This is a genomic window from Pelotomaculum sp. FP, assembly GCF_004369245.1.
Classification (GTDB): Bacteria; Bacillota; Desulfotomaculia; order Desulfotomaculales; family Pelotomaculaceae; genus Pelotomaculum_C; species Pelotomaculum_C schinkii.
In genome coordinates this window covers 24,649-46,828 of sequence record NZ_QFGB01000022.1, presented here as the reverse complement: position 1 = coordinate 46,828, position 22,180 = coordinate 24,649, and the positions used below count along the sequence as shown (strand labels likewise).

22 protein-coding genes and 1 tRNA gene are annotated in these 22,180 nt (G+C 45.5%); 8 read left to right on the top strand and 15 right to left on the bottom strand.

Annotation, left to right across the window (positions count from 1 at the left end; genetic code table 11):
* Window positions 1–165 precede the first annotated feature (165 nt).
* The 5 genes from Psfp_RS10495 to glpX all read right to left on the bottom strand — a co-directional run bounded on the left by Psfp_RS10495 (window position 166) and on the right by glpX (window position 4,534).
* Complete coding sequence (locus Psfp_RS10495) at window positions 166–942, bottom strand: GGDEF domain-containing protein (protein ID WP_190238996.1); 777 nt, start codon at window positions 940–942, stop codon at window positions 166–168.
* A gap of 76 nt (window positions 943–1,018) precedes the next feature.
* Complete coding sequence (locus Psfp_RS10490; protein WP_134218490.1) at window positions 1,019–1,807, bottom strand: hypothetical protein; 789 nt, start codon at window positions 1,805–1,807, stop codon at window positions 1,019–1,021.
* A 140-nt stretch (window positions 1,808–1,947) separates the two neighbouring features.
* The gene (gene fetB / locus Psfp_RS10485) at window positions 1,948–2,766 is read right to left on the bottom strand and encodes an iron export ABC transporter permease subunit FetB (protein WP_243120585.1); all 819 of its coding nucleotides are present in this window, start codon (window positions 2,764–2,766) and stop codon (window positions 1,948–1,950) included.
* A gap of 5 nt (window positions 2,767–2,771) precedes the next feature.
* Complete coding sequence (locus tag Psfp_RS10480; RefSeq protein WP_134218488.1) at window positions 2,772–3,458, bottom strand: ATP-binding cassette domain-containing protein; 687 nt, start codon at window positions 3,456–3,458, stop codon at window positions 2,772–2,774.
* Window positions 3,459–3,550: 92 nt separating this feature from the next.
* The gene (gene glpX, locus Psfp_RS10475) at window positions 3,551–4,534 is read right to left on the bottom strand and encodes a class II fructose-bisphosphatase (RefSeq protein WP_134218487.1); all 984 of its coding nucleotides are present in this window, start codon (window positions 4,532–4,534) and stop codon (window positions 3,551–3,553) included.
* 219 nt (window positions 4,535–4,753) lie between these two features.
* Between glpX and Psfp_RS10470 the strand changes: the two genes are divergently transcribed.
* The gene (locus tag Psfp_RS10470) at window positions 4,754–6,031 is read left to right on the top strand and encodes an MFS transporter (protein ID WP_207670246.1); all 1,278 of its coding nucleotides are present in this window, start codon (window positions 4,754–4,756) and stop codon (window positions 6,029–6,031) included.
* A gap of 36 nt (window positions 6,032–6,067) precedes the next feature.
* Here the strand turns inward: Psfp_RS10470 and Psfp_RS10465 are convergent, their stop codons facing one another.
* Both Psfp_RS10465 and Psfp_RS21630 read right to left on the bottom strand, forming a co-directional pair.
* Window positions 6,068–6,652 (bottom strand): DUF6657 family protein, encoded by a 585-nt coding sequence (locus Psfp_RS10465; RefSeq protein ID WP_134218486.1) that lies wholly within the window; start codon window positions 6,650–6,652, stop codon window positions 6,068–6,070.
* Complete coding sequence (locus Psfp_RS21630) at window positions 6,645–6,788, bottom strand: hypothetical protein (RefSeq protein ID WP_192895364.1); 144 nt, start codon at window positions 6,786–6,788, stop codon at window positions 6,645–6,647. Before Psfp_RS21630 ends, Psfp_RS10465 begins: the two co-directional genes overlap by 8 nt.
* A 141-nt stretch (window positions 6,789–6,929) precedes the next feature.
* Between Psfp_RS21630 and Psfp_RS10460 the strand changes: the two genes are divergently transcribed.
* Entirely contained in the window at window positions 6,930–8,387 is a 1,458-nt protein-coding gene (locus Psfp_RS10460) for a long-chain fatty acid--CoA ligase (RefSeq protein ID WP_243120584.1), read from the top strand.
* A 274-nt stretch (window positions 8,388–8,661) separates the two neighbouring features.
* On the opposite strand, the gene Psfp_RS10455 is transcribed toward Psfp_RS10460, so the two are convergent.
* The 6 genes from Psfp_RS10455 to Psfp_RS10430 form a co-directional block, all read right to left on the bottom strand.
* A complete protein-coding gene (locus Psfp_RS10455) occupies window positions 8,662–9,819 on the bottom strand; it encodes a glycosyltransferase family 4 protein (RefSeq protein ID WP_134218485.1) in 1,158 nt (385 codons plus the stop codon).
* Window positions 9,820–10,109: 290 nt separating this feature from the next.
* Window positions 10,110–11,207, bottom strand: a complete 1,098-nt coding sequence (locus tag Psfp_RS10450; protein WP_134218484.1) for a 6-phosphofructokinase — start codon at window positions 11,205–11,207, stop codon at window positions 10,110–10,112.
* A gap of 133 nt (window positions 11,208–11,340) precedes the next feature.
* A complete protein-coding gene (locus tag Psfp_RS10445) occupies window positions 11,341–14,088 on the bottom strand; it encodes a UPF0182 family protein (RefSeq protein ID WP_134218483.1) in 2,748 nt (915 codons plus the stop codon).
* Between the two features lie 52 nt (window positions 14,089–14,140).
* Window positions 14,141–14,326, bottom strand: coding sequence for a hypothetical protein (locus tag Psfp_RS10440; RefSeq protein WP_134218482.1), 186 nt, complete (start codon window positions 14,324–14,326; stop codon window positions 14,141–14,143).
* Window positions 14,327–14,546: 220 nt separating this feature from the next.
* Window positions 14,547–15,248, bottom strand: a complete 702-nt coding sequence (deoC, locus tag Psfp_RS10435) for a deoxyribose-phosphate aldolase (RefSeq protein WP_243120583.1) — start codon at window positions 15,246–15,248, stop codon at window positions 14,547–14,549.
* Window positions 15,249–15,250: 2 nt separating this feature from the next.
* Window positions 15,251–16,189, bottom strand: a complete 939-nt coding sequence (locus Psfp_RS10430; RefSeq protein ID WP_134218481.1) for a D-alanine--D-alanine ligase — start codon at window positions 16,187–16,189, stop codon at window positions 15,251–15,253.
* A 137-nt stretch (window positions 16,190–16,326) separates the two neighbouring features.
* Between Psfp_RS10430 and Psfp_RS10425 the strand changes: the two genes are divergently transcribed.
* The 5 genes from Psfp_RS10425 to Psfp_RS10405 all read left to right on the top strand — a co-directional run bounded on the left by Psfp_RS10425 (window position 16,327) and on the right by Psfp_RS10405 (window position 19,666).
* Window positions 16,327–16,402, top strand: a tRNA-Trp gene (locus tag Psfp_RS10425).
* A gap of 125 nt (window positions 16,403–16,527) precedes the next feature.
* The gene (locus tag Psfp_RS10420; protein ID WP_134218480.1) at window positions 16,528–17,376 is read left to right on the top strand and encodes an acyl-ACP thioesterase domain-containing protein; all 849 of its coding nucleotides are present in this window, start codon (window positions 16,528–16,530) and stop codon (window positions 17,374–17,376) included.
* A 166-nt stretch (window positions 17,377–17,542) separates the two neighbouring features.
* Window positions 17,543–18,148, top strand: a complete 606-nt coding sequence (locus Psfp_RS10415; protein ID WP_134218479.1) for a TetR/AcrR family transcriptional regulator — start codon at window positions 17,543–17,545, stop codon at window positions 18,146–18,148.
* Between the two features lie 2 nt (window positions 18,149–18,150).
* Window positions 18,151–18,924 (top strand): ABC transporter ATP-binding protein, encoded by a 774-nt coding sequence (locus Psfp_RS10410; protein ID WP_134218478.1) that lies wholly within the window; start codon window positions 18,151–18,153, stop codon window positions 18,922–18,924.
* Window positions 18,908–19,666 carry an ABC transporter permease gene (locus tag Psfp_RS10405; protein ID WP_134218477.1) on the top strand — a complete coding sequence of 253 codons (759 nt, stop codon included), beginning with the start codon at window positions 18,908–18,910 and terminating at the stop codon, window positions 19,664–19,666. The genes Psfp_RS10410 and Psfp_RS10405 overlap by 17 nt, the downstream gene beginning before the upstream one ends.
* Window positions 19,667–19,684: 18 nt before the next feature.
* Here Psfp_RS10405 and Psfp_RS10400 read toward each other — a convergent pair whose 3' ends face one another.
* On the bottom strand, window positions 19,685–20,608 hold the full coding sequence (locus tag Psfp_RS10400) for a 1,4-dihydroxy-2-naphthoate polyprenyltransferase (RefSeq protein ID WP_243120582.1): 924 nt from the start codon (window positions 20,606–20,608) through the stop codon (window positions 19,685–19,687).
* A 143-nt stretch (window positions 20,609–20,751) separates the two neighbouring features.
* On the opposite strand from Psfp_RS10400, the gene Psfp_RS10395 reads away from it, so the two are divergent.
* Window positions 20,752–21,711 (top strand): MetQ/NlpA family ABC transporter substrate-binding protein, encoded by a 960-nt coding sequence (locus Psfp_RS10395; RefSeq protein WP_243120581.1) that lies wholly within the window; start codon window positions 20,752–20,754, stop codon window positions 21,709–21,711.
* Window positions 21,712–21,804: 93 nt separating this feature from the next.
* Here Psfp_RS10395 and Psfp_RS10390 read toward each other — a convergent pair whose 3' ends face one another.
* Window positions 21,805–22,083 carry a hypothetical protein gene (locus Psfp_RS10390; protein WP_134218475.1) on the bottom strand — a complete coding sequence of 93 codons (279 nt, stop codon included), beginning with the start codon at window positions 22,081–22,083 and terminating at the stop codon, window positions 21,805–21,807.
* Window positions 22,084–22,180 lie beyond the last annotated feature (97 nt).

Below are 22,180 nucleotides of genomic sequence, written 5' to 3'. Positions count from 1 at the left end.
ATACATCTATTTCTAGTGTGATATGGTAAATATGCGATATAACTTTACATTCATGTAGAATTATATGATTTTATTGTATATCCATATAAAAAGAACCCAATGTTTTTCACGTTAGGGTTAAATGTTCAAAATCAAGCCGTACTAATTTTTTTGAAATTCAAGCAATTATTTGTTCTCACTCAAATACTTATTCTCGTACATCCGCCGATCAGCAATATTCAGCAATTGGTCGGCATTATCTCCATCCTCTGGATATCCGGCTATGCCAAAACTCAAGCTAATTTTAGAGTCGCCCGGCAAATCCAAATTACATACTGCTTCCTGCAGCCTTTTAATTATTATTTTGGAACTGCTGGATTCCGTCTGCGGCATAAGAACTACAAATTCGTCTCCTCCATATCTGGCCAGGACATCAGTTGCCCGAACTGATTCAAGTAATTTCTCAGACACCTTACGCAAAACCACATCACCAATCGAATGACCCATCAGATCATTGACATTTTTAAAATTATTAAGGTCAATAAAAATTATAGAAAGGGGCAACCCGTATCTTTTTGAGCGTTTGAGTTCGTGATCTAATATGTTATGCAAAAACCTATTATTATATAATCCTGTGATTGGATCAGTATTAGCCATGCTTATCAACTGTCTAACAATCATCATAATTCCGATCGTGAAAACAGACATTCCCAAAGCCATAAAGCCATTCTTCGTATAATCAATTATAACCGGGGTCTCACTGTTAAACTCAAACATAAAATTGATGGTCGTTCCAATGGCATACAAACCTATACCAATAAGAGAAAATGCCCAAGATCTCTCTCTTATGTAAACCCGGTAAAGTTTCCACAATGAGAAAAAAAGGATAAAGGAAGAAAGCATCAATATTGGTTTTAAAATGATACTTTCAAGATCTAAATTGCTATTGAAAGGAAATGCCATAAAGAAACCACTCCTGGTATAAATCCGCCGCATTATCTCAAATATTCAACATACTTCTTTGTGATAATTTCCCCTCTTAATTATCATTCAGATCGTGCCTTTTGAATTCAAGCAACTTGCCCATCTTTTGGGATGGTTCAAAGCTCTCTGGAGAAATGTGCTCGATCTCCGGAAAATAGATTTTAATCTGCTCCATCACTGACCTGGTCGTTGCCTGTGTATCCTTATCTCCACCTTCATCGGCAAGATTGAGAGCCAATCCAAACAAAAGCATTTCATCGTGGGACAGATAAAGCTCATAATTATTGACTGCCAGTTCATTAATTTTAGCCATGGCCATCAGGCATACCCCTGAAACCATAGAAAAAGATTCCTGGCTTATTTCACTTCTTTTCATTTTATCCTGGTTTTGTTTAAGCACTGTAACTATGGCGTTGAAAAGTATATCACCTTTGTCCGGTTGAATATATAAATTAAATAGAGGCGAAATAACATAACTTTCCAACCCAGTACGTAAAATTAACTCACCCCGGTCACCTACCAGACATACGATGCGACCGTCTTGGATTTCGATCTCCACCAGTGAACCGTTAATAAAGATACTCGTGGGAAAATTATTTCTTAACAGATAAGTAAATTCCTGATCTTCGGCTTCTTCCTTTAGATAATTTTTCTTAAAAAACCTACCTGCTTCTCCGGGATCATAATCCAGCTCTACCTCTTCCAGAAGTATAACGCTGGATTCCAACAATTGATCCTCAAGGTAGTGTTCCATTAATACATATTCATCAAGATTTTCTTCCAACATCTCCACTATTTCATCTACATCATAGATAATATGGCTGGTGATTAACGAGTAGTTCAACTTATACCCCTTTCCTATTCCGGTACACAAAATACCGGTTTTCTCTTCAAATTTTCAACTTCAGCCTCTCACTATAAATTACCACAGCTTCCACCATATGGCAAATTAATTTGAGACCTTTGCATTGGTAAACGTTCATCTTACTTCTTTCTGCCGTCCGTATCTAACAGGGAAGCCGCCAAAGCGTCATCCAATGTAAACACCTTTTTGTAATACATCATTACCAGTAAAAGGCAACCAATGGCTACCGCAGCTGTAATCATCAGCATAACTACAATTTGATACCGCACTGCCTGCTGCGGGTCAGCTCCTCCCAGGATCTGACCGGTCATCATGCCGGGAAGACTTACCAGTCCAACCACCATAAGAGAGTTTATGGTGGGAGTCATCCCTGCACGCAAAGCAACCTTGGCACAATCCCTGACAGCCTCCCAGGGTGTTGCCCCAAAGCTTAACAACGACTCCACTTCGGCAACTCTAGATCTAACTTCTGATACCAGCCGATCCATTGCAAGTGAGATGCCGTTCATTGAGTTTCCAAGGATCATTCCAAAAATAGGGATAACGATCCTTGCAGTGTACCACGGTTTGGGGGCTATGATCAGAGCTACCACAATTGTGCCAACCAGAAAGGTGCTGGCTAAAAGAGATACAAAACCCAGTACCAGCGGGAACTTCCCCACTGAAAGCGTCTGGTTTACGGCCGTTTTAGAAGCGACACCACACATGAAGACAACAATCGTGATAATTAGGGCAAGGTTATTAAAATTAAAGATAAAATTCAGTGCGTAACCAATCAGCGTTAGCTGTACAAAAGTCCTGACCGTGCCCCAAAATAGCGACTTTAGCAGCCCGAGCCTCAATACTGCCGTAATTAAACCTGTAATGAAAACCAAAATAACACTGAGGGCCAGTTGAAAATCAGTAATGGGAATAACTCCGGCATCTACTTGCCCCACCCTCATCACCTGCCTATCTCAAGAAGATTTGCCGATGGGAATGTCGTGCTTTCATCAGTATGGGAAACAAGTATAATACCACGGTCAGGTTTCTGTTCCAGCCAATCCGTGAGAAGACCCAGGACTGCCTGTTTGGCCTTTTCATCAAGAGCTGCTGTTGGTTCGTCCAATAGCAGTATATTGGGGCTAAGTATGATTGACCTTAAAAGAGCTATCCGCGCGGCTTCACCACCGGATAGTGTGCCCGCGTTCTGTTCCATTATATTAAAATCCAGCATCAGTTTATCCAGTGACCTTTGTACTGTCTCCAGGTTAAATTCTTTTGACCTGTTAATTCTAAGGGAGTAGGGTCTTAGCAGGTTATCGTGAACGGTACCGGGAAAAACAGCAGGCTTTTGCGGGACGTAATGGACCTTACTGCGCCATACCTGGGGTGTGAAAGAAAACATGTTAACCCCCCGGAAAAATACCTGGCCGTCAACCAGCTCTTGCAGCCGTGACAAAACCCTGAGCAACGTGGACTTACCTGAGCCGGACGGACCTCTTACAAGCAACACAGACCCCTCCCGCAGGGAAGCAGAAACTTCAACACGCCGGAAACTTGAGCCCAGGAGATAGTTTATTTTATTAAAACAAAAGAAATCTGCCAAAGCGTAATGACACCCCTGCCTGGCATAAATTTCAATACGCATCGATACTATCACGCCAGTTGCAAAAAATCAATTTTCAAACAAAAGCAGCAGGTTCATCCTGCCGCCTTAATATGATAAAAGTCGTTCACTGTCTATTCAGTTTTGTATTGCAATACTTTGGGATCCATCTTGCGGGCAAGATTATGAATCGCCCTGATAAAACGGACTGTCCCGGTCTTGACCCGCATGACCACGGAGTGGGTTTCAGCCCTGTCCCCGCCATAAAAGCGGACACCCTTCAATAGCTCTCCGTCGGTGACACCAGTAGCCGCAAAAATAGCGTCGTCGCCCTTGACCAGGTCGTCCATGGTGAGGATGCACTTTGGATCGCTAATGCCCATGCTCAGGCAGCGTTCATACTCCTGCTCATCTTCCGGATAGAGCCGCGCCTGCATTTCCCCGCCCAGGCACTTTAGTGCCGCTGCAGCAATGACACCTTCCGGCGCGCCTCCGATTCCGGCGCAGATGTCGATGCCGGTATCGTCAAATGCCGTGGAAATAGCCGAACTGACATCACCGTCCCCTATTAGTCTGACTCTTGCCCCTGCCCGGCGCACCGACTCTATTAATTCCTTATGTCTGTCACGTTCCAGGATAATTACAACACAGTCCTGCACTCTCTTGTTGTTGGCTTCTGCAACAATTCTAAGGGTCTCTTCAATGGGATCGTCAAGATGGACCTTGCCCGCTGCTCTTGGACCTACAGCAAGCTTCTCCATGTACATATCCGGCGCGTGCAAAAGATTTCCCCTATCTGCGATGGCAATAACAGACATGGCATTGGGCAAGCCTTTTGCCAGAATATTTGTACCCTCCAATGGATCTACAGCCACATCCACCGCAGGGGTAGTAGCGCATCCCACTTTTTCTCCGATGTAGAGCATCGGCGCCTCATCCATCTCGCCTTCCCCAATAACAACAGTACCGTCGATGGATACCGTATCAAACATTCTGCGCATGGCGTTGGTAGCGGCGCCGTCGGCCTCGTTTTTTCGTCCCCGGCCCATCCATTGTGCCGAGGCTATTGCCGCCGCTTCCGTTACTCTTACCAGTTCCATGGCCAGTTCCCTATCCACAATTACCACTCTCCCAAAATAATTTCAAAAGGCGTCTGGATGCAAACTCCTTATAAACTATATTAACTTAATAATATACCTATACTGGCTGATTGAATAGGTATTACATGCAATTTGATTGTTCTTTTAGGGGAGCCACCCTGCATGTCTGTGTCCAATAATATATTTTTCTTAATCATTGGGTAATTTAAGAAAGAGAAATGGGTGAGGGGGATTGGGATGGCAACAGATAATAACGCGACACAAAAACCAGCTAATAATTTTTGGGTGGCAGTGACTGCCCTTGCAGGTGTACCGCTGATCATGGTTCTTGGCAACTCAATGCTGATACCCGTCCTGCCGGATATCAAGGATGCGCTGAAGCTAACTTCAGTGCAAGTGAGCCTGTTAATAACTTTATTCTCCGTTCCGGCCGGCATAATAATACCTTTGGCAGGATTCCTTTCCGACCGTTACGGAAGGAAGCTTGTCATAATTCCATCATTGGTCATATACGGCCTGGGGGGGATAGTCGCTGCATTAGCTTCAATTTTTTTAAAGGATGCTGCATTCTTTGGTATTCTGGCTGGAAGGGTGTTGCAGGGTGCAGGGGCAGCGGGTACCGCTCCGATAGCGATGGCTTTGTGCGGAGATTTATTTTCCGGCAAACAGCGCAGCCAGTCCCTGGGAACCATTGAATCATCCAACGGTCTGGGCAAAGTGATTAGCCCGGTTCTGGGTTCCGCCGTGGGTTTAATCACCTGGTACGCTGCCTTTATCTTTTTTCCTATCATTGTAATCCCTGTAGTTATCGGCATGTGGTTCCTGGTCAAGGAACCAGATACTAAACGGAACAAGCAAAAGCTGGACATATATCTTAAAAATTTCACCAAGGTCTTCAAAAACCAGAAGGGCCTCTTGCTTTCCTCCTACCTGGCCGGGGCTATTGCCCTGATGGTCCTTTTCGGAGTTTTATTCTATCTCTCAGAATTTCTTGAGCAGCAATACGGACTGGACGGGATCAAGAAGGGTCTTGTCCTGGCCATCCCAGTCCTTTTTATGAGCGCTACATCATTTGCAACCGGATTTATAATTAAAGGAAAGGAGACTCTGATGAAAATCCTGGTTGTATCCGGGTTGACAATAATGACCGCGGCGCTCATTTTACTGCCGCTTTCCAGAAATGTGATTTTATACTTTGTAGCGATTTCGGTGGTGGGGATCGGTACCGGTATGGTCCTACCCTGCCTGAACACCCTGATCACCAGCGCTGCTTCTACTGATGAACGAGGTCTGGTTACCTCTTTATACGGTAGTGTCAGGTTTTTTGGTGTGGCTTTTGGCCCTCCTCTTTACGGTTTTCTGGCAAACAAGGGAACCGGGCTGATGTTCTGGTCTTCCTCCGGATTGACCCTCTTGGGAGCTATCCTGAGCTATTTCTTCATAAAAGGCCGGAACCAAAAGCTTACATCCACATTCAACTTTGCACCCGCCCCAGCGAAGAAACCAAAGAACTAGAATAAAAGGCTCGGATTCCCCGCCTTTTTGTTCTTATTACTTTATATTTCTCAATTTTTCTTTTTGCTCATCCAGTACCTGCTCATACTGTAAGTTCAAACGACTTACCACTTTATTCCATTCATCCTGGAAACCGGGCTGTTTTTCTGGATCTATCTTAAACTTTTGTCCGGTTCTTTTCTCCATTGCCCTTATTGAAGGGCTTAGCTTTTCTGTAAATTGTTGTTTAAACTGGCTGTATGTCTGAGTCAAGGCCTGCTCATAGTATTGAAAAAGGTTTTCCAACTGGCCCAGGACCTCCTTGACGGCGTCCTTGTCCTTTTTAACGAGAAGAAGTCCCTGCATTGCCCTCAGGTTGTCTTCAAGTGTGTTTTTATCTATCGGTGGAAGCAGGTTGCTTAAAAGTGTCTTCTGGATACCTTCGAGAATATATCCCTGAAATTGTTGGGGATATTTTGCAACCTCAACCATCATGTCAAAATCCTTTTCCCTTAGAAAAATGGCGGCAACGCTCTTGCCCAAAGGCTCATACTCCATCCTGTCCATTTCTGCCTGTGGTACTTCTTTTCTTTGCTTAAACCGCTCGAGGGCCATTTCATAAGCAGATTTGATTCTATCCAAAGCGAACCCCTCCTATATTACTTTTAGCACCAACCGGCACAATAGAAAAATCGGCGCCGGTATTATCATTAAGGCAGTATTTACTTTCTTTTTTGCCAATATTATTATATCTTTCCATCCCGGCCCGGTCAAACATGAAAGGCATCACAAAAATACTGCCCAATACTACCATATTGTTCCAAAATGAAGAATGTTAGAGTTCTGAGAAGAGGATTAAGCGTGGTGTTGTAGAAAAAGAAGAAGAGTAAAAAAGAAAAGGCACAAGGAGGGTTCTCCATTGAAGGTTTTTGAGCTACATAAGAGAAACGCTCCACATACACAGCGTACAGCTTTACGCTATCATGGCGAAACAATTACCTACGCTGATTTGGAGCACAATGTTGAACAGTACGCCAGGTATTTCATAAAAATGGGGTTAAAGCCCGGCGACCGGGCAGCTATCGCATTGCCCAATTGCCCTGGGTTTATATACAGTTATCTGGGGATTACGCGGGCGGGCGGTATTGTTGTTCCGTTAAACCTGTTGCAAGCGCCTCGTGAGCTCGCTTTTATGCTCCAGGATTCAGGTTCCCGTTTCCTCATTGTGAATCCCGAGATAGGCCAACACATGGGGCGGCTGCCACTGCCGGGTCTTACCGTAGTGCTACTTGACGATAAGTGTAGACAGGAGATTGCTGACTCACCCCAGGTCAGCTTCCCAGATGTAACTGACTTCAGTACTTGTACCTTTCTTTATACCTCTGGGACTACCGGACAGCCCAAGGCAGCGATGCTTACTCACGCCAATCTTATAGCTAACGTTAAAGCCATGGAAGATGTCTCCGGCTTTACCAGCGAAGATAATTTTCTGGCTGTGTTGCCCATGTTCCATAGCTTTGGCTGGGCAACCAGTGTCCTGTTTCCATTATATCTCGGCGGCGCCATCACTATCCTGGACAGCTTTAAACCCAAGGAGATATTGCAGGTGTTGGTAGATGAAGGAGTTACCATATTCTGCGGAGTTCCCAGCATGTTTTCACTGCTGTTGAAGTCCCGCCGTCAGGTTGTTTTTCCTAAGCTCAGATTTGCCTTCTCAGGTGGGGATTCTATTTCCGGGGAAAACCTGGTGGAATTTGAAAAGAAATTTAACACCCCGATTGTTGAGGGCTACGGCCTCTCAGAAGCCTCTCCGATTGTGTGCCTGAATCCAATTCAAGGAACACGCAAAATCCGCTCTGTCGGTGTCCCCCTGCCAGGGGTGAAAGCAAAGGTAATAGACGACGAGGGCCGGGAGATGCCGTTTGGTGAAATCGGCGAACTGATTGCCAGAGGTCCGAACATCATGCAGGGTTACTTTAACCGGGAGGAGGAAACCTTGTCCGCCCTGCAGGGCGGATGGCTGCATACGGGCGACCTGGCCTACCAGGATCAGGACGGCTTCTTTTTTATTGTTGGACGTAAAAAAGAGTTGATTATAAATGCAGGTTTCAACGTTTACCCCAGAGAAGTAGAGCTCGCTCTCGAGGAACACCCGGGGGTGGCGGAAGCTGCCGTGATCGGGGTGCCGCATCCCCTCAAGGGACAGGTAATAAAGGCTTTCGTTATTCCCGACGAAGGACATAACCCGGACAAGCAGGAATTATTTTACTTTCTAAAAGATCGGCTGGCGGGATATAAATTACCGGAAGCATTTGTCTTCACCAGTGAACTCCCCCGCGGAGCAAGTGGGAAAATATTGAAACGACTATTGCAGTAAGACCTCCGCCATAAAGGCGCACAAAGCGCTTCTCAAAAATGTGGGTACGAAATTCAGTTGAATTTCCGAATGCTTCGCTGTGCAATTGTAATCCGCACCCACTTTGCTAAGTATATTGGCTATTATACATTGCGATACGCGGCGCTGCTGGCGACAAGCGGAACTCGCCTAAAATTACGCACAGAGCACTTGACCGGTAAATGAGGGTGCGAATGAATTCACACCCTCATTTTTTATGGTAATTATTCCAAATGATTTACTTGTTGTGTGTATTTTATCTAATGTCGTCTAGTTTGTAACTTCCGATAAGGTCCGTATAACATTTAACAAGTTGTGCGGTACAGTTGGCTGAAGATAGCTTTGTGGCATTAGACCTGGCCCTACTGCTCATCTGCTCCCGCAGGCTGTCATACTTCAGCACGTGACAGATATGTTTAGCCAGTTGTAGTGGCTCCGGTTCCGTCAGGTAGCCATCCATACCATGTTCGACCATCTCAGACACTCCATAAGCCCCAACGGCTACAACAGGAAGCCCGGCCGCTTTAGCCTCCGCAATAACGATCCCTTGGGTTTCGGAAATAGAAGAGAAGACAAATAAGTCAGACCCTGCATAGCAGTTGGCAACTTCATCCGGCGAGAGTGTACCGGTAAAGACAACCCGTTCTCCAATGCCGAGGTGGTCCGCTTCTGATCTAAGCTCCTCCTCCTCTGGCCCACCCCCGACGATTACCAGGGTTGTCTGGTTAATCTCACTGTTAACCAGGCTAAAACTCTCCAACAGAAGGCCGATATTCTTTTCCCGCCCCAATCTTCCCACGAAAAGAAGGATTTTCTCCTGTGGGCTAATGTTAAAACGTTGGCGCAGCCAAGCCCTGTCAGCAGTTTGGAACTTGTCAATTTTGATGCCGGTAGGAACCTTGCTAATATTTACCGTTACTCCGATTTTTTGCAGATAATCAGCGATAATGGCTGTGGGAACAATAACCAGGTCGCACTGGTTGCAAAAATCACGGCTGACCTTTTGGGCCATTTCTTTGGTAAAGGATCTGGCAAATGGTACATAGTGGACATACTCTTCATAAAGGGTATGGTAGGTAAAAACCAGAGGGATACCCTCTTTTCTTGCATACTTCGCGCCGAGCCGCCCCAGCAGGAAGGGGGAGTGGACGTGTATTAAATCCAGTTGCAAGCCCTGAATAATTGGCTTTAAGCGCAGTGAGAAAGGAACAGCCAAGGTGAATTCACGGTTCGTCAGGGACGGGATGGAGGCAAAACGAAATACCCTGCTTTCATGATTGCAGTTTTTGTAACTTGGCGCAAAAATAAAAACGTCATGCCCAAGGCTGGTTAGTTCCTCCTTGAAGGTCTGTATTGAACGCACGACGCCACTGGTATAGGGCAAGTAGCTATCGGTAAAAATGCCGACTTTCAAGTTCCCGGCTCCTCCTGTAGTTGCATCTGTGGCTAATTTTAACATATGAGTCATAAAGAGTACAAGTTTTCCACCAGGCTATATCATGCATCTGGATGCTGTAGCAAAGCCTTCTGCCTGAACACAGTTTATTCCTTGCATTTTTTAATCTAGGGCTTTACTGGATAAAACCCGATCCTTCTTAATATTGTAACCCTGAAAAATTTTCTTAAACAAGTGAAGCGCTCCACTTGCCTTTCGCTAGCCGGGGGCGCCAATTTGTGGTGCACTGTTACCAGATCTTGCAGGAATCAGCCTCCGAAGGAAATACCGATTTGCCTGGCCGCCCGGACCAGGTCACTGTCGGTGGGAACCACCCGCATTTCACCCACCGCCTCAGCCAGAGGCACTGATTTTATATAGGGGGTCTGCAGACAGACCATTTCACCAAATTTTCCTTCCATAACCAGGTTTACCGAAGCAACACCAAAACGTGTAGCGAGGACCCGGTCAAAGGCAGTCGGGGTACCACCCCGCTGCAGGTGGCCAAGCACCGTCACCCTGGTTTCCATTCCGGTACCTTCTTCGATTTGCCTGCCGACCAGGTTTCCAACACCCCCCAGACGCACCGGCTCAAAACTATCCGGGACCATCCTTTGGACAACCATATCCCCCCCAACAGGTTTGGCCCCTTCCGCCGCTACCACAATGCTGAACTTTTTACCGGACTCGAACCTCTCCATGATTTTGGCGTTAACTTTCTCAATGGAATAAGGTATCTCAGGAATAAGTATGACGTCGGCGCCGCCGGCCAGACCTGCCTCCAAGGCAATCCACCCGGCATAACGCCCCATTACCTCCAGGACCATCACACGGTGGTGCGATTCTGCAGTCGTGTGTAGCTTGTCAATGGCTTCAGTGGCTGTATTTAAAGCAGTATCAAAGCCAAAGGTCTGGTCGGTTGCTGATAAGTCATTGTCTATAGTTTTGGGCACACCCACCACCGGCAGGCCTTTCTCAAAAAGCTCCTTACCGATGCTGAGGCTGCCGTCCCCACCTATAATTATCAAAGCATCGATTCCGTGGATACTGATGTTCTCCATAACCCTGTCGGAAACATCCCTGAACACTTTCTCACCGTTTACTATGGTCGGATAATGAAAGGGGTTGTCTCTATTGGTAGTGCCGAGGATAGTGCCCCCTCTGGGCAGTATACCTACTACATCCTTTTCAGACAGGTCACGGGCCCGGTTCTGGAGCAGCCCGCCAAAACCGTTTTCAAACCCGACCACTCCAAGAGAATAATCCCTTACGGCTGTTTTCACAACCGCTCGGATTACTGCGTTTAAGCCGGGACAGTCACCCCCGCCAGTTAAGACTCCCAGGCGTCTAACCTTGCCAATACCCATAACCATACCCCCTATTTTTTGTTACAAAGAGCTGCCGGCATACCGCCGGCAGCTCTTTTAGCGCACATTTGATAAGGCTGGCGGGCATCTAATGCCTTGCCGGTAGATACCACTTTGTTTCAGTCCCCATCCTTTACTGGCCTGATTTATCCACCAGTTCTGATAGAGTCTGCTTCAACCTGGACAAAGCATCACCATAGCCGGTCCAATCCCCAGCCTTGAGCTTGCTTTGGGCTTCGTCATAGAGTTGGTCAGCCTTTTTGGCCAGTTCTGCGACACTTGCATCCGGCCGCTGAGTCCCGGGCTCGGTTTGCAACTCAACGGCAGGTGTACCTGCGCCCTTCCCGCTTCCAAATATTCTATCAAGAGCCAGCTCAAGGGTCGGCTCCATAACCACGGTGTCCCCGTGCGCTACTATAACCCTCCTCAGTTCAGGCATCTTGCTCTGTTCAGCCTGCAGGTACAGCGGCTCCACATATAGCAGGGCATCATTAATTGGAATTGCCAGCAGGTTGCCCCGTATAACCTTTGAGCCCCGCTGATCCCAAAGCGATATCTGCTGGGATATGACTGTATCCTGGGTTATCCTGGCTTCAACCTGCGCCGGCCCGTAAACCAACTCCTGTTTGGGGAAGCTGTAGGACAGGATTTTGCCATAATCTTCTCCATCTGAATTGGCCGCCAACCAGGCAATCATGTTCTTCTTATTTTGCGGTGTAAAGGGCAGAATTAAAACGAACTCAGGCTCATTCGAGCCAGGCAGCTCAATAATGGTGTAGTAAGGCTCCATCGGTGTTTCTGTTTGTTCCGCAACTTCAGTCGCAACATTCCATTTGTCTTCCCTGTTATAAAAAACCTGCGGTTCTTGCATGTGATAAACAGCGTACATATTGGCCTGAATCTTAAAATAATCAACAGGATAGCGGATATGCTTCCTTAGCTCCTCGGGCATATCCTCTAATGGCTTAAACATTCCTGGGAATATCTTACTGTAGGTCATAACTATGGGATCATTCTGATCGCTGATATAAAAATCCATCTCTCCGCTATATGCATCAATCACAATTTTTACCGAATTTCGGATGTAGTTGTTGACTTTATCGTAAGGTTCTGAATACGGATACCTGTCGGTGTTGGTGTAGGCGTCCCACATCCAGTAAAGCTTGCCTTCACTCAATACAATATAAGGATCGTTATCAAGTTGAAGAAACGGAGCAACTTTGGTTACCCTTTGCTTAATGGTACGGTAGTACAGCACACGGCTGTCGTTGTTAACCTCCTTGGACAGGAGCAGCTTATAATCACCGAGTGAAAAAGCAAACATAAACCGGCGCCAAAAGTTGGATATCTTTACTCCACCGTCGCCCTGGTAGGTAGAGTATTCGTTCTCGTCACCCCTGGGATAATTAAACTCCTGTGACGCCGTGTTAACAATTACATAATTATCGGTAACTTCACCGTAATAAATTTCCGGTCGATCAACTTTTAAATCTGTTTGGGTAACAGGGGGGATATCTTTAAGGAAAAAAGTAGGCAGTCCCTCACCAGACAAGGAGTTTACAGGGCTCATGGCTATCCCGTAACCATGCGTGTATATCAGCCGCTGGTTGACCCATGTTTTGGCCTGACTCAACAGGCGTTCCTGGTTCAGTTCCCTGGCCCCCAGCATAACCTGCCGGTATTGACCATCCACTACATAACGGTCAATATCTATATCCTTGAACTCATAATAAAGCCTCATTTCCTGCAGTTGAGCATAAGTCTGCATGAGCGGCGCCCAGTCCCACAACCTGACATTATCAATAGTATCCTTGTTGGCCTTGATATCGTCAGCGCTTAATATACGCCCGGCCGGAAAATCCTTTTTTTCAACAGCGTCAAGGTTGTAAGCCATCCTGGTATACTGAATATTTCTCTGCAGGTACGGGCTTTCCATGGCAATCTCATTGGGCTGCACCACAAATTTTTGCACCACGGACGGGTAAATTCCACCCAGGAGTATGGACGCCAGCAACAGCACTCCGATGCTGTACACCACCAACCGGAAGCGCTGTAGAAAAAGGTTGACCAATATGGCCAGAGCGCACAGCAGCGCAATTACCGATAATACCTTGTAAGCCACTATCGTAGCGTGAGTGGAAGTATAGCCGGGTCCCCAGACAGCGCCGTGGTGGGTATAAAGCAAAGCATATTGGTTCAACTGATATCCCAGGGCTTTAAGCCCGAAGAAAATAGCTGCCAGGAATGAAAGGTGGTAACGCGCCGAAATGCTGTTCAGAAGCTTTCCCGCTTGACCCTGGACAATATTGACCAGGAGGTATACCATAGAAACCCAGAAGGCTATGATTATTATAGCCCAACTGGCTAAATTATATAGAAACTCGTAAAATGGGAGCTTGAAAACATAAAAACCTACATCTTTTTGAAAAACAGGTTCAATGCTCCCAAAGGAGGTGGGATGGAGAAACTTTTGCAAAGTTACCCAGTCGCCTACCACACTAAAGCTAAATAGAAATGCCATAACAAGGCTTAAGGCAAAAAACGCTACAAGTAAGAGTTTTTTTGTAAGGAAGTGACTCCAGGGAGAACTTTGGATGGTAAGAACATTCTCTTCCTTATATACGGCAGCATTTTGTGCAGCCTTCAGCAGCGGCCCAAGAGTAAAAAGAAGATTAAAGAATAAAAGCAGGAAAAAAGTCACACCGACAATAATCCGAAGTCCAATATCCGAGACAACTATAGTCATAAAAACACTCTGGTAATTCAAAGACTGGAACCATAGCCAATCAGTATAAAGACGGGCTCCGGAAATCGCAGCAATGACCAGCACAACCACCAACGCTAAAACAACATTAAACACACGTCGAAAATTATGTTGCAAGCAACTAACCTCCCAAGTTATCCATACATCAGTGCGTAATTATATTCCGCGTTTACATCGGCCTTGGTACCTTTTGCGAATCGTCCGCTTCATGTTTGAGCTTGGCCTGACACATCAAACAAACTGCCAGTGGTTTCTTTTGGGGTAGATCGTCATCATAATCGTCGTCAAAAGGATCAGGATTGGACACAAGCTCTTCCTCCATAATCTTGCCACAGAGCATACACCGCAATTTCATAACCGGCACCCCCAATTAAAATAGTTGAGTGATAACCTAGATACTTCGTTGCGGCTTAAGCTAATTCCTGCCCAATAAAAAAAATAGGGATACAATTCAAGCTAATTCCAGCATTTAATACATATTAATAGTTTAACCTCAATTCATAATAATTTACATTTATCACATTAGACTTTCAACATTGATATACAAAAAACCTGGCTATTAACCAGGCTGTATGTCAACTAAACTGAGAATGCTCTAATAATATGGACTGGCCGTAACTGGTGCCAAGGCGGTTAGCGCCTGCTTTGATCATGTTGAAAGCAGCCTGGAGATTACGAATTCCCCCGGCTGCCTTAACCCCGAACGATGGTCCCACTGCCCGTCTCAAAAGGGCCACATCCTGAATTGTCGCGCCTCCCTTTCCAAATCCCGTTGAGGTTTTTACAAAATCAGCGCCAGCCTCAACAGCCAGCCGGCAAGCGACAATTTTCTCATGGTCATTTAGCAAACATGTTTCCAGTATAACCTTTACTACTGCCTGGGAATTCTCTCTTCTGGCCGCCTGTACTACTGCCGCCAAATCGTCTTGTACTTGGGTCAACAGGCCCCCCTTGAAAAAACCAATATTCATCACCACGTCGACTTCCAAGGCTCCGGCGCGTACAGCGGCTCCCGCCTCTACCGCCTTAAGCGCAGGGTCACTGGCCCCCAGAGGAAATCCGACCACCGTGCAAATAAGTACTCTTGAGCCCGTAAGTTCCCTGTTCACCAAAGGGATATAACAGGGGTTGACACAAACTGCTTTGAATCTGAAACTTACTGCCTGACTGCAAAGTTCCATAATATCCCTTGGAGTGGCATCCGGCTTCAAAAGGGTGTGGTCAATTAGCCCGGCCAACTCAGCTTTGGAAAGGAACACCTGATCTTCCATTGTCATCTCTAACTTTCCAGGGCCAGTTTTAAAATCCGGTCAATCAGTTCCGGAAATTCGATGCCTTCGGCACGGGCAGCATCCGGGAAAAGGCTGGTTGCAGTCATACCCGGGATGGTATTAACCTCCAAAATGAACGGATTGCCTTCGTGATCAAGCATGAAATCAACCCTGGCCAATCCCCTGCAGCCTAATGCTTTAAAGGCCCGTACGGCAAGATCCTTGATAATCTCCTGCTGCTCTCGTGAAATGCGTGGCGGTATAATATGATCACTCAAACCGGCTGTATACTTGGCCTCATAATCGTAAACCCCGGTCGTTGTGACAATCTCAATCAGGGGCAGCGCCACCGGTTTTTCGTTGCCGAGCACTGAGGCTGTTATTTCCCTGCCATCAATAAACTGCTCTACGAGGGCTGTGCGATCATAGCGGTAAGCCAGTTCCAGAGCGCTAACCAGGTCATCTTTCTTGTGAACAAAACTGATACCTATAGTAGAACCCTGGGTTGGCGCCTTGACTACTAACGGCAGCTCCATTTTGCTGTAGATTGTTTCCGCAGCAGCCTGCAGACCCAGTCCTTTGACAGCATTATTTTCCAGTTCCAGAAAATGCGGCGTCGGCAGGCCTTCGTAGCTCAGCATCTTTTTGGTAGCTATTTTGTCCATGGCAAGAGAACTGGCAAGGACCCCGGAACCCGTGTAAGGTACGCCAATCATTTCCAGCAACCCCTGAATGGCCCCGTCTTCTCCATACTTGCCGTGCAACGCCAGGAAAGCCAGCTCTATACCCTCTTCCTTTATTCTTTCAACAACATCAAGTCCCACATCAATTTTCACTGCCGGGCGACCTAGTTTTGCAAGCGCATTATAAACGGCCGCTCCTGTCTTTAGCGATATTTCCCGCTCGGGGGAGCGACCTCCCATCAGGACACCAATTTTGGGCGACACTGCTTTCACCTCACTCTTTTTGTTCTATTAAACTGGTTTAAATATATTCGTGCCAATTCCATAAAATCCTTTTAGGATAGAGTTTTCTCTTGACGCAAGGCAATTATTTTTATATAATATTTATTGCTGATACACTTAGGGGTGTAGCTCAATTGGTAGAGTAGCGGTCTCCAAAACCGTTGGTTGGGGGTTCGAGCCCCTCCACCCCTGCCAGAGAAATAAAGCCTTTCGGGGCTTTTATTTTTTTCTCAAATCACTACTTGGCTCACAATCAATATTTTTGACTGGCAAACCAACTTTTTAGACAAGTTTAGTATATCTTTGATCATCCCATTGCTATGTCTATCCCTCTGACCTGCACGACTTTGGTTGACGTTGTTGAAACTATTTGCTACTATTTACTGGAAAACAGTTTGGTAGAAGACCATGTGAGGTATGAAATGCGCATTGAAAAGGATTATTTATATGAGGTGGAAACTGAACCTTCTGTTTTAAACGATTACAATATTTTAAAGCCTTACGCATACCAGAATCTGTTTGCCCAGATAGTGGAGAAACACTTAAGAAATATTAATGTAAATGTAAATATAACCAGGAAATATAATTTAGCCTGGGTACTGACGTCTCTCTCTTTTGAGCTGGTTAAGCCTGTTGAGGGCTGTATAAAGATGTATGCAAACACATGGTATTCCCAGCGGCGAGGACCATTTTTTCGCCGTGAGCTTGTGTTTAGGAACGAAAACGGCGAGGTGATGTTTCATGGCTCCACCTTTTCTGTTTTGCTGGATGTTGAAAAACGAACCATCTATCGTAAAAAAGAGCTTCCGTTTCTTCTTGGTCAGCCTACCGGGGATTTTACCATAGAAGCAAGCCCAACCTTTAAAACCAATTTGGAATTCTGCAAGGTAGACGAACGAAAAGTATTAAACAGCCATATTGACTATCTTGGTCATGTTAACAACTGCCGTTATGGCGAATTTGCCTATGACGCCTTTACCGATAAAGAGCGGCAGAACTTAGCGAAACTTAAACGGATGGATTTCAACTTTACATCTGAACTAAGGAAAAAAGACACCTTCTCAATATTAAAAGCTTATGATGGCAATAAGGTTTTTGTGCGGGGATACAATGATATAAAAGATAACACCGCCTTTGATATTAAATTTGAGTTTTCAAATAGTTTATAGCAAAAATAAGAATGCCGGCGAATAAAAACTTTTGCCGGCTTCTTTGTTACCTACTGACATCCCCATATTATCCATTATTGACTTAATTTCTTAAAAGACCTAATATATTATTTAATAATGTGAATTACTGTTCATTTTATTACTACTCAGGAGGCACCCATAATTCATGGCTTACCGGCAGACCGATAAGGTTAGAGAAAAATTCGAGCTCAAAAAAAAAGAAATAATTAAGGCAGCCCGTGAGGTTTTTGCCGAGAACAGTTATCAGGGAACATCTATTAAGGTGCTGGCTCAAAAAGCAAAAATCGCTACCGGCACTTTCTACCTTTATTTTTCCAACAAAGAAACCTTGATTAATATGATTGTCGATGAGCTATTCCAGGAACTCCTTAACTCAATAAAAAATGAACGGGCGAAATTTACCGATGGATTTGATAAACTTAAGGCTTCCATGGAAGCGTGCATTAAACTTTTTGTAAGAGAAAAAGGCATGGCAAAGATCCTGCTGGTCCAAGTACCTAGTGTAAATAATGCCTTCAATGCCAAGCTTATCGAGCTTGAAAACGAGCTGATTAAACTAACCAAAGAGGACCTGGATGAATTAAAAAGTCTGGGACGACTGCCCGATGATGATACCCTGGTCAGCGCCATGGCTTTTGTGGGCAGCTTCCGGCAGGTAATCATCAACTGGCTGCGGGAAGGAAAACCGGAAAACCTGGAAGCGGCCTTTAACACTTTGGTGAAATATAATATCAGGGGATTGGGGCAATAAAAGTGCAGGATTATTTCCTATCAATAAAATCCTTAAAAGTCCTTTACGAGCAAAAAGGAGAGACAGTCACAGCACTTGACTCTGTTAATCTCTCTCTGAACCAGGGCAAAAGAGGTGTTATTATCGGCCCTTCAGGCTGCGGTAAAAGCACCCTGATTAGCGTATTGGCAGGTCTGAATTCAAACTATTCCGGAGAAGTGTTAATCGACGGCAGACCGCCTGCTATAGGTGGAGAAACAGCTATGATTCTACAGGATTTTGGTCTCCTACCCTGGAAGACGGTTTGGGACAATGTGGTTTTGGGTCTTAAACTTCGGAAAAGGACCACCGCAGAAATTAACGTGGCAGTAGCCACGCTCCTGGAAAAACTGGGCCTCTACTCCCTGGCCAAAAGATACCCAGCCCAATTAAGCGGTGGTCAGAGGCAGCGGGTAGCCATTGCCAGGGCTTTGGTGCTGGAGCCCAGACTCTTATTGATGGACGAGCCTTTTTCTTCGCTGGACGCCCTGACGCGAGAAGAAATCCAGGATTTCCTTCTGGAAATCTGGGAAGAAACCCGGCTCACAATCTTATTGATCACCCACAATATTGAAGAAGCTGTTTTCCTGGGCCAAAAGATCTTTATCATGTCTTCCGGCCCAGGACATATTCAACAGGAAGTAGAGAACGGATTAGCAGGGGCCTCCCACCTGAGGGGAAAAGTCCAGTTCCTTGAAATGTGCAGTTCCCTTCGATCATTTTTGCGCGGGAGGTACAGTGATGCGGCAACCGCTTAAAAAAGGACTGGGAACGATGTCACTCGTTATTTCTATCATAATTCTCCTGTTCGTCTGGTGGCTTCTCGCCCTGGCTTTAAAAAGCCCGGCTGTTCCTCCCCCTTTAGGCGCCTTAAAAAGCTTTTTGACTAGCCTCCGGGGGGAACTTCTTATCCACCTGGGCATCAGCCTTTACCGTGTTCTTGTGAGCCTCATTCTGGCAGCAGCCATTGGAGTGCCATTGGGTATTTTCTTGGGTAAAAACCCGGAAATCGATGCCAGGATCGCACCCATGATTTACCTGACTTATCCAGTGCCAAAGGTTGTCTTTATGCCTATTTTTCTTATCCTTCTGGGAATCGGGGATGTTTCCAAAATCGTATTGATCACCCTGATCATATTTTATCAAATCCTTGTGACAACACGGGATGCAGCAAAAAATCTGGCAAAAGGATATATTTCTTCAGTTCGTTCACTGGGGGCCAGCTCCCGGGATTTATACCTGCACGTTTTTCTTCCAGGCTGCTTACCGTCCATACTCACTTCTCTGCGACTGGGGCTGGGGACAGCCATGGCCGTACTCTTTCTGGCGGAAACTTATGCCACCCAAAAGGGTATCGGTTTTTTTATCATAGATTCTCTGAGCCGGATGAATTATGAAGAAATGTTCGCAGGCATTATCGCCATGGGGCTGATGGGATTTATCCTCTATATCATGCTGGATAAGATGGAAAAGGCGCTATGCGAATGGGTTCATTTATAACTGAAGTAGTTAACAAAATTAAAACTTATCTATTAGATAACCAATAGAAAATAAAATACTGAAAATTAACGTAAAACGGGCTGTCCCGGCCAGGGTAGCATTCAGAGCGACACCTTTTTTTGTTTGCACATCACGGACCAGCGGCCTGATAAGGGGTAAGGAAATCCAAGACATGATCATCCACAGCGAATATTCACCACTTAACCACATAATTAATGGTACCAATTGAGAGGCCATAAGAAAAAAGTAATATTCCCACCGGGTGCAGGAGGGTCCTAAGCGGACGGCCAAAGTCCTTTTGCCTCCTTTTTTATCGGTTTCCATATCCCGGTAGTTATTTACTACAAGTATCGCACAAATTAAAAACCCCATGGGAATGGATGCCCACCAGGCTGAAGCGCCGATAAATCCTGCCTGAACATAGTATGTGCCGCAGACTGCTACCGGTCCAAAGAAGATAAAGACGAAAATCTCACCCAAACCATGATAACCAAGGGGATATGGGCCCCCTGTATAAGCAATGGCAGTAATAATGGACAATACCCCAATTAACAGGATGGGCCATCCCCCAACCCAGATCAGGTATGTACCAATCAAAAAGGCCAGTACGAAGACTGTCCACATCCCCGCCAGCACCTGGCAGGGGTTTAATAGACCCGCCTGGGTGACTCTCATGGGACCGGTCCTTTCTTTGGTATCCATTCCTTTTTTAAAATCAAAAACATCGTTGGCCAGGTTGGAACCGATCTGTAAAAGCAAGGCCGCCAACAGGGCCGCTAGGGCCGGCCCGATTCTGAAAGCCTGATCCCCGGCAACGAGTGCCGTACCTACCAACACAGGTCCAACAGCTGCAGGTAATGTCTTCGGACGAACGGCCAGCATCCATATTTTCAGAATACTCTGTTGTTGTTGAGGGCTTACCATCATATCCATAATATTCATATATTCGTATTCCTTAGACATAATCCTTCTTTTTGCTACAAAAGGTTCTTATTGACTTTTGATTAATGTCAAATTAACATAAAGTTAAAGAAATGAACCTTGATTCATTGTATTACACTGAAGGGCCTAAGGAGGTTGGTAATGTGAAAAATGCTGTGAGGTTGAGAGGCTTAATTTTGCTGGTTTTATCTCTTCTTTTGCTGGCCGGGTGCGGGCAAACGAAAGTGACAGCAGTAAAAACAGCGCCGGAAAAATTAAAGATCGGAGTATTGCCCCTTGAAGACGCCATGCCTGCAGTAGTGGCGGAGAAAAATGGTTACTTTGCTCAGGAAAACCTTGATGTTGAACTTGTTCGTTTTCAGAGCGCGGTGGAACAGGAAAGCGCCATACAGTCCGGACAACTGGACGGCATTGTCAACGATTTGATAGTGGCGGCACTTTTAAAAGAATCCGGCCAGAATATCAAAGTCACTTCAATAGCACTCGGGTCAACTCCCGAGGAAGGAAAATTCGCCATTGTCGCTGCGCCAAAGTCCGGCATTAACACACTCGCAGACTTAAAAGGTAAAAAAATAGGGATCGCTAACAATACCATCATCGAATATGTTACGGACGGTCTGCTGGAGGATGGCGGGATTGACCCGTCCCTGGTTGACAAAGTGTCCGTGCCTAAAATCCCCGTACGCGTGGAGATGCTTTTCAGCCACCAGGTTGACGCCATTGTGGTACCCGATCCCCTGCTGACCTTTGCCGAGTTTAAAGGCGCCAAAATCGTAGTCCGGGATACGGCTCGTAACCTTTCCCAGTCTGTGGTGATTTTCAACCAAAAAACATTAAACGAGAAGAAAGGTGCTGTAAAAGCATTCTACCGGGCATATGCCAATGCAGTGGACGACCTCAATAACCATCCGGTTGATTACCAACAAGTAATGATTGATAATGTCAATATTCCCGAACAAATTGCCAAAGACTATCAAATCCAGCGCTATCCCAAACCCCAGCTTCCCGCAGAGGAGGATGTCAACAATATTTTGAAGTGGATGACAAAAAAAGGCCTGCTGAAAACAGATTTAAAATACCAGGACCTGGTTGAAAAAATTTAATTGTACTGAGCAATATACAATGATTGCAGGATTCTTTCCCCAAAATGGTCCTTTAAACCAATTCACGTATTTAATATAGCGGTTTTAATATACTTACCGTATTTCAAACCATGGGAAATTATTGGCCCCGCCCGGGTGAAAGCTGGTTGTGTAGATACTGTCCAATCTAATCTCAAAAAGTTGTATTCCGCTTTTCCCATATGGGTAATTTTCAGTACTATAAATTTTATTACCTCTAATCTCAAACCATGGCTCTTGGCCTGGTCCATCCGGGTGTTTTTCTGCAGGGTAGATTTTATCATCTTTAATCTCAAACCATGCTAAATTCTGATCAACATCCGGATGATGCACTGTGGTGTAAATCATACTCAAAACTTGCCTACCCCCTAATCTTTTTCAAAAAAATTCTAGCTCGCTGCACGGGCTAGAATTCTTTTATTTCTTTCTTGAACTTTTATGGCAACATACT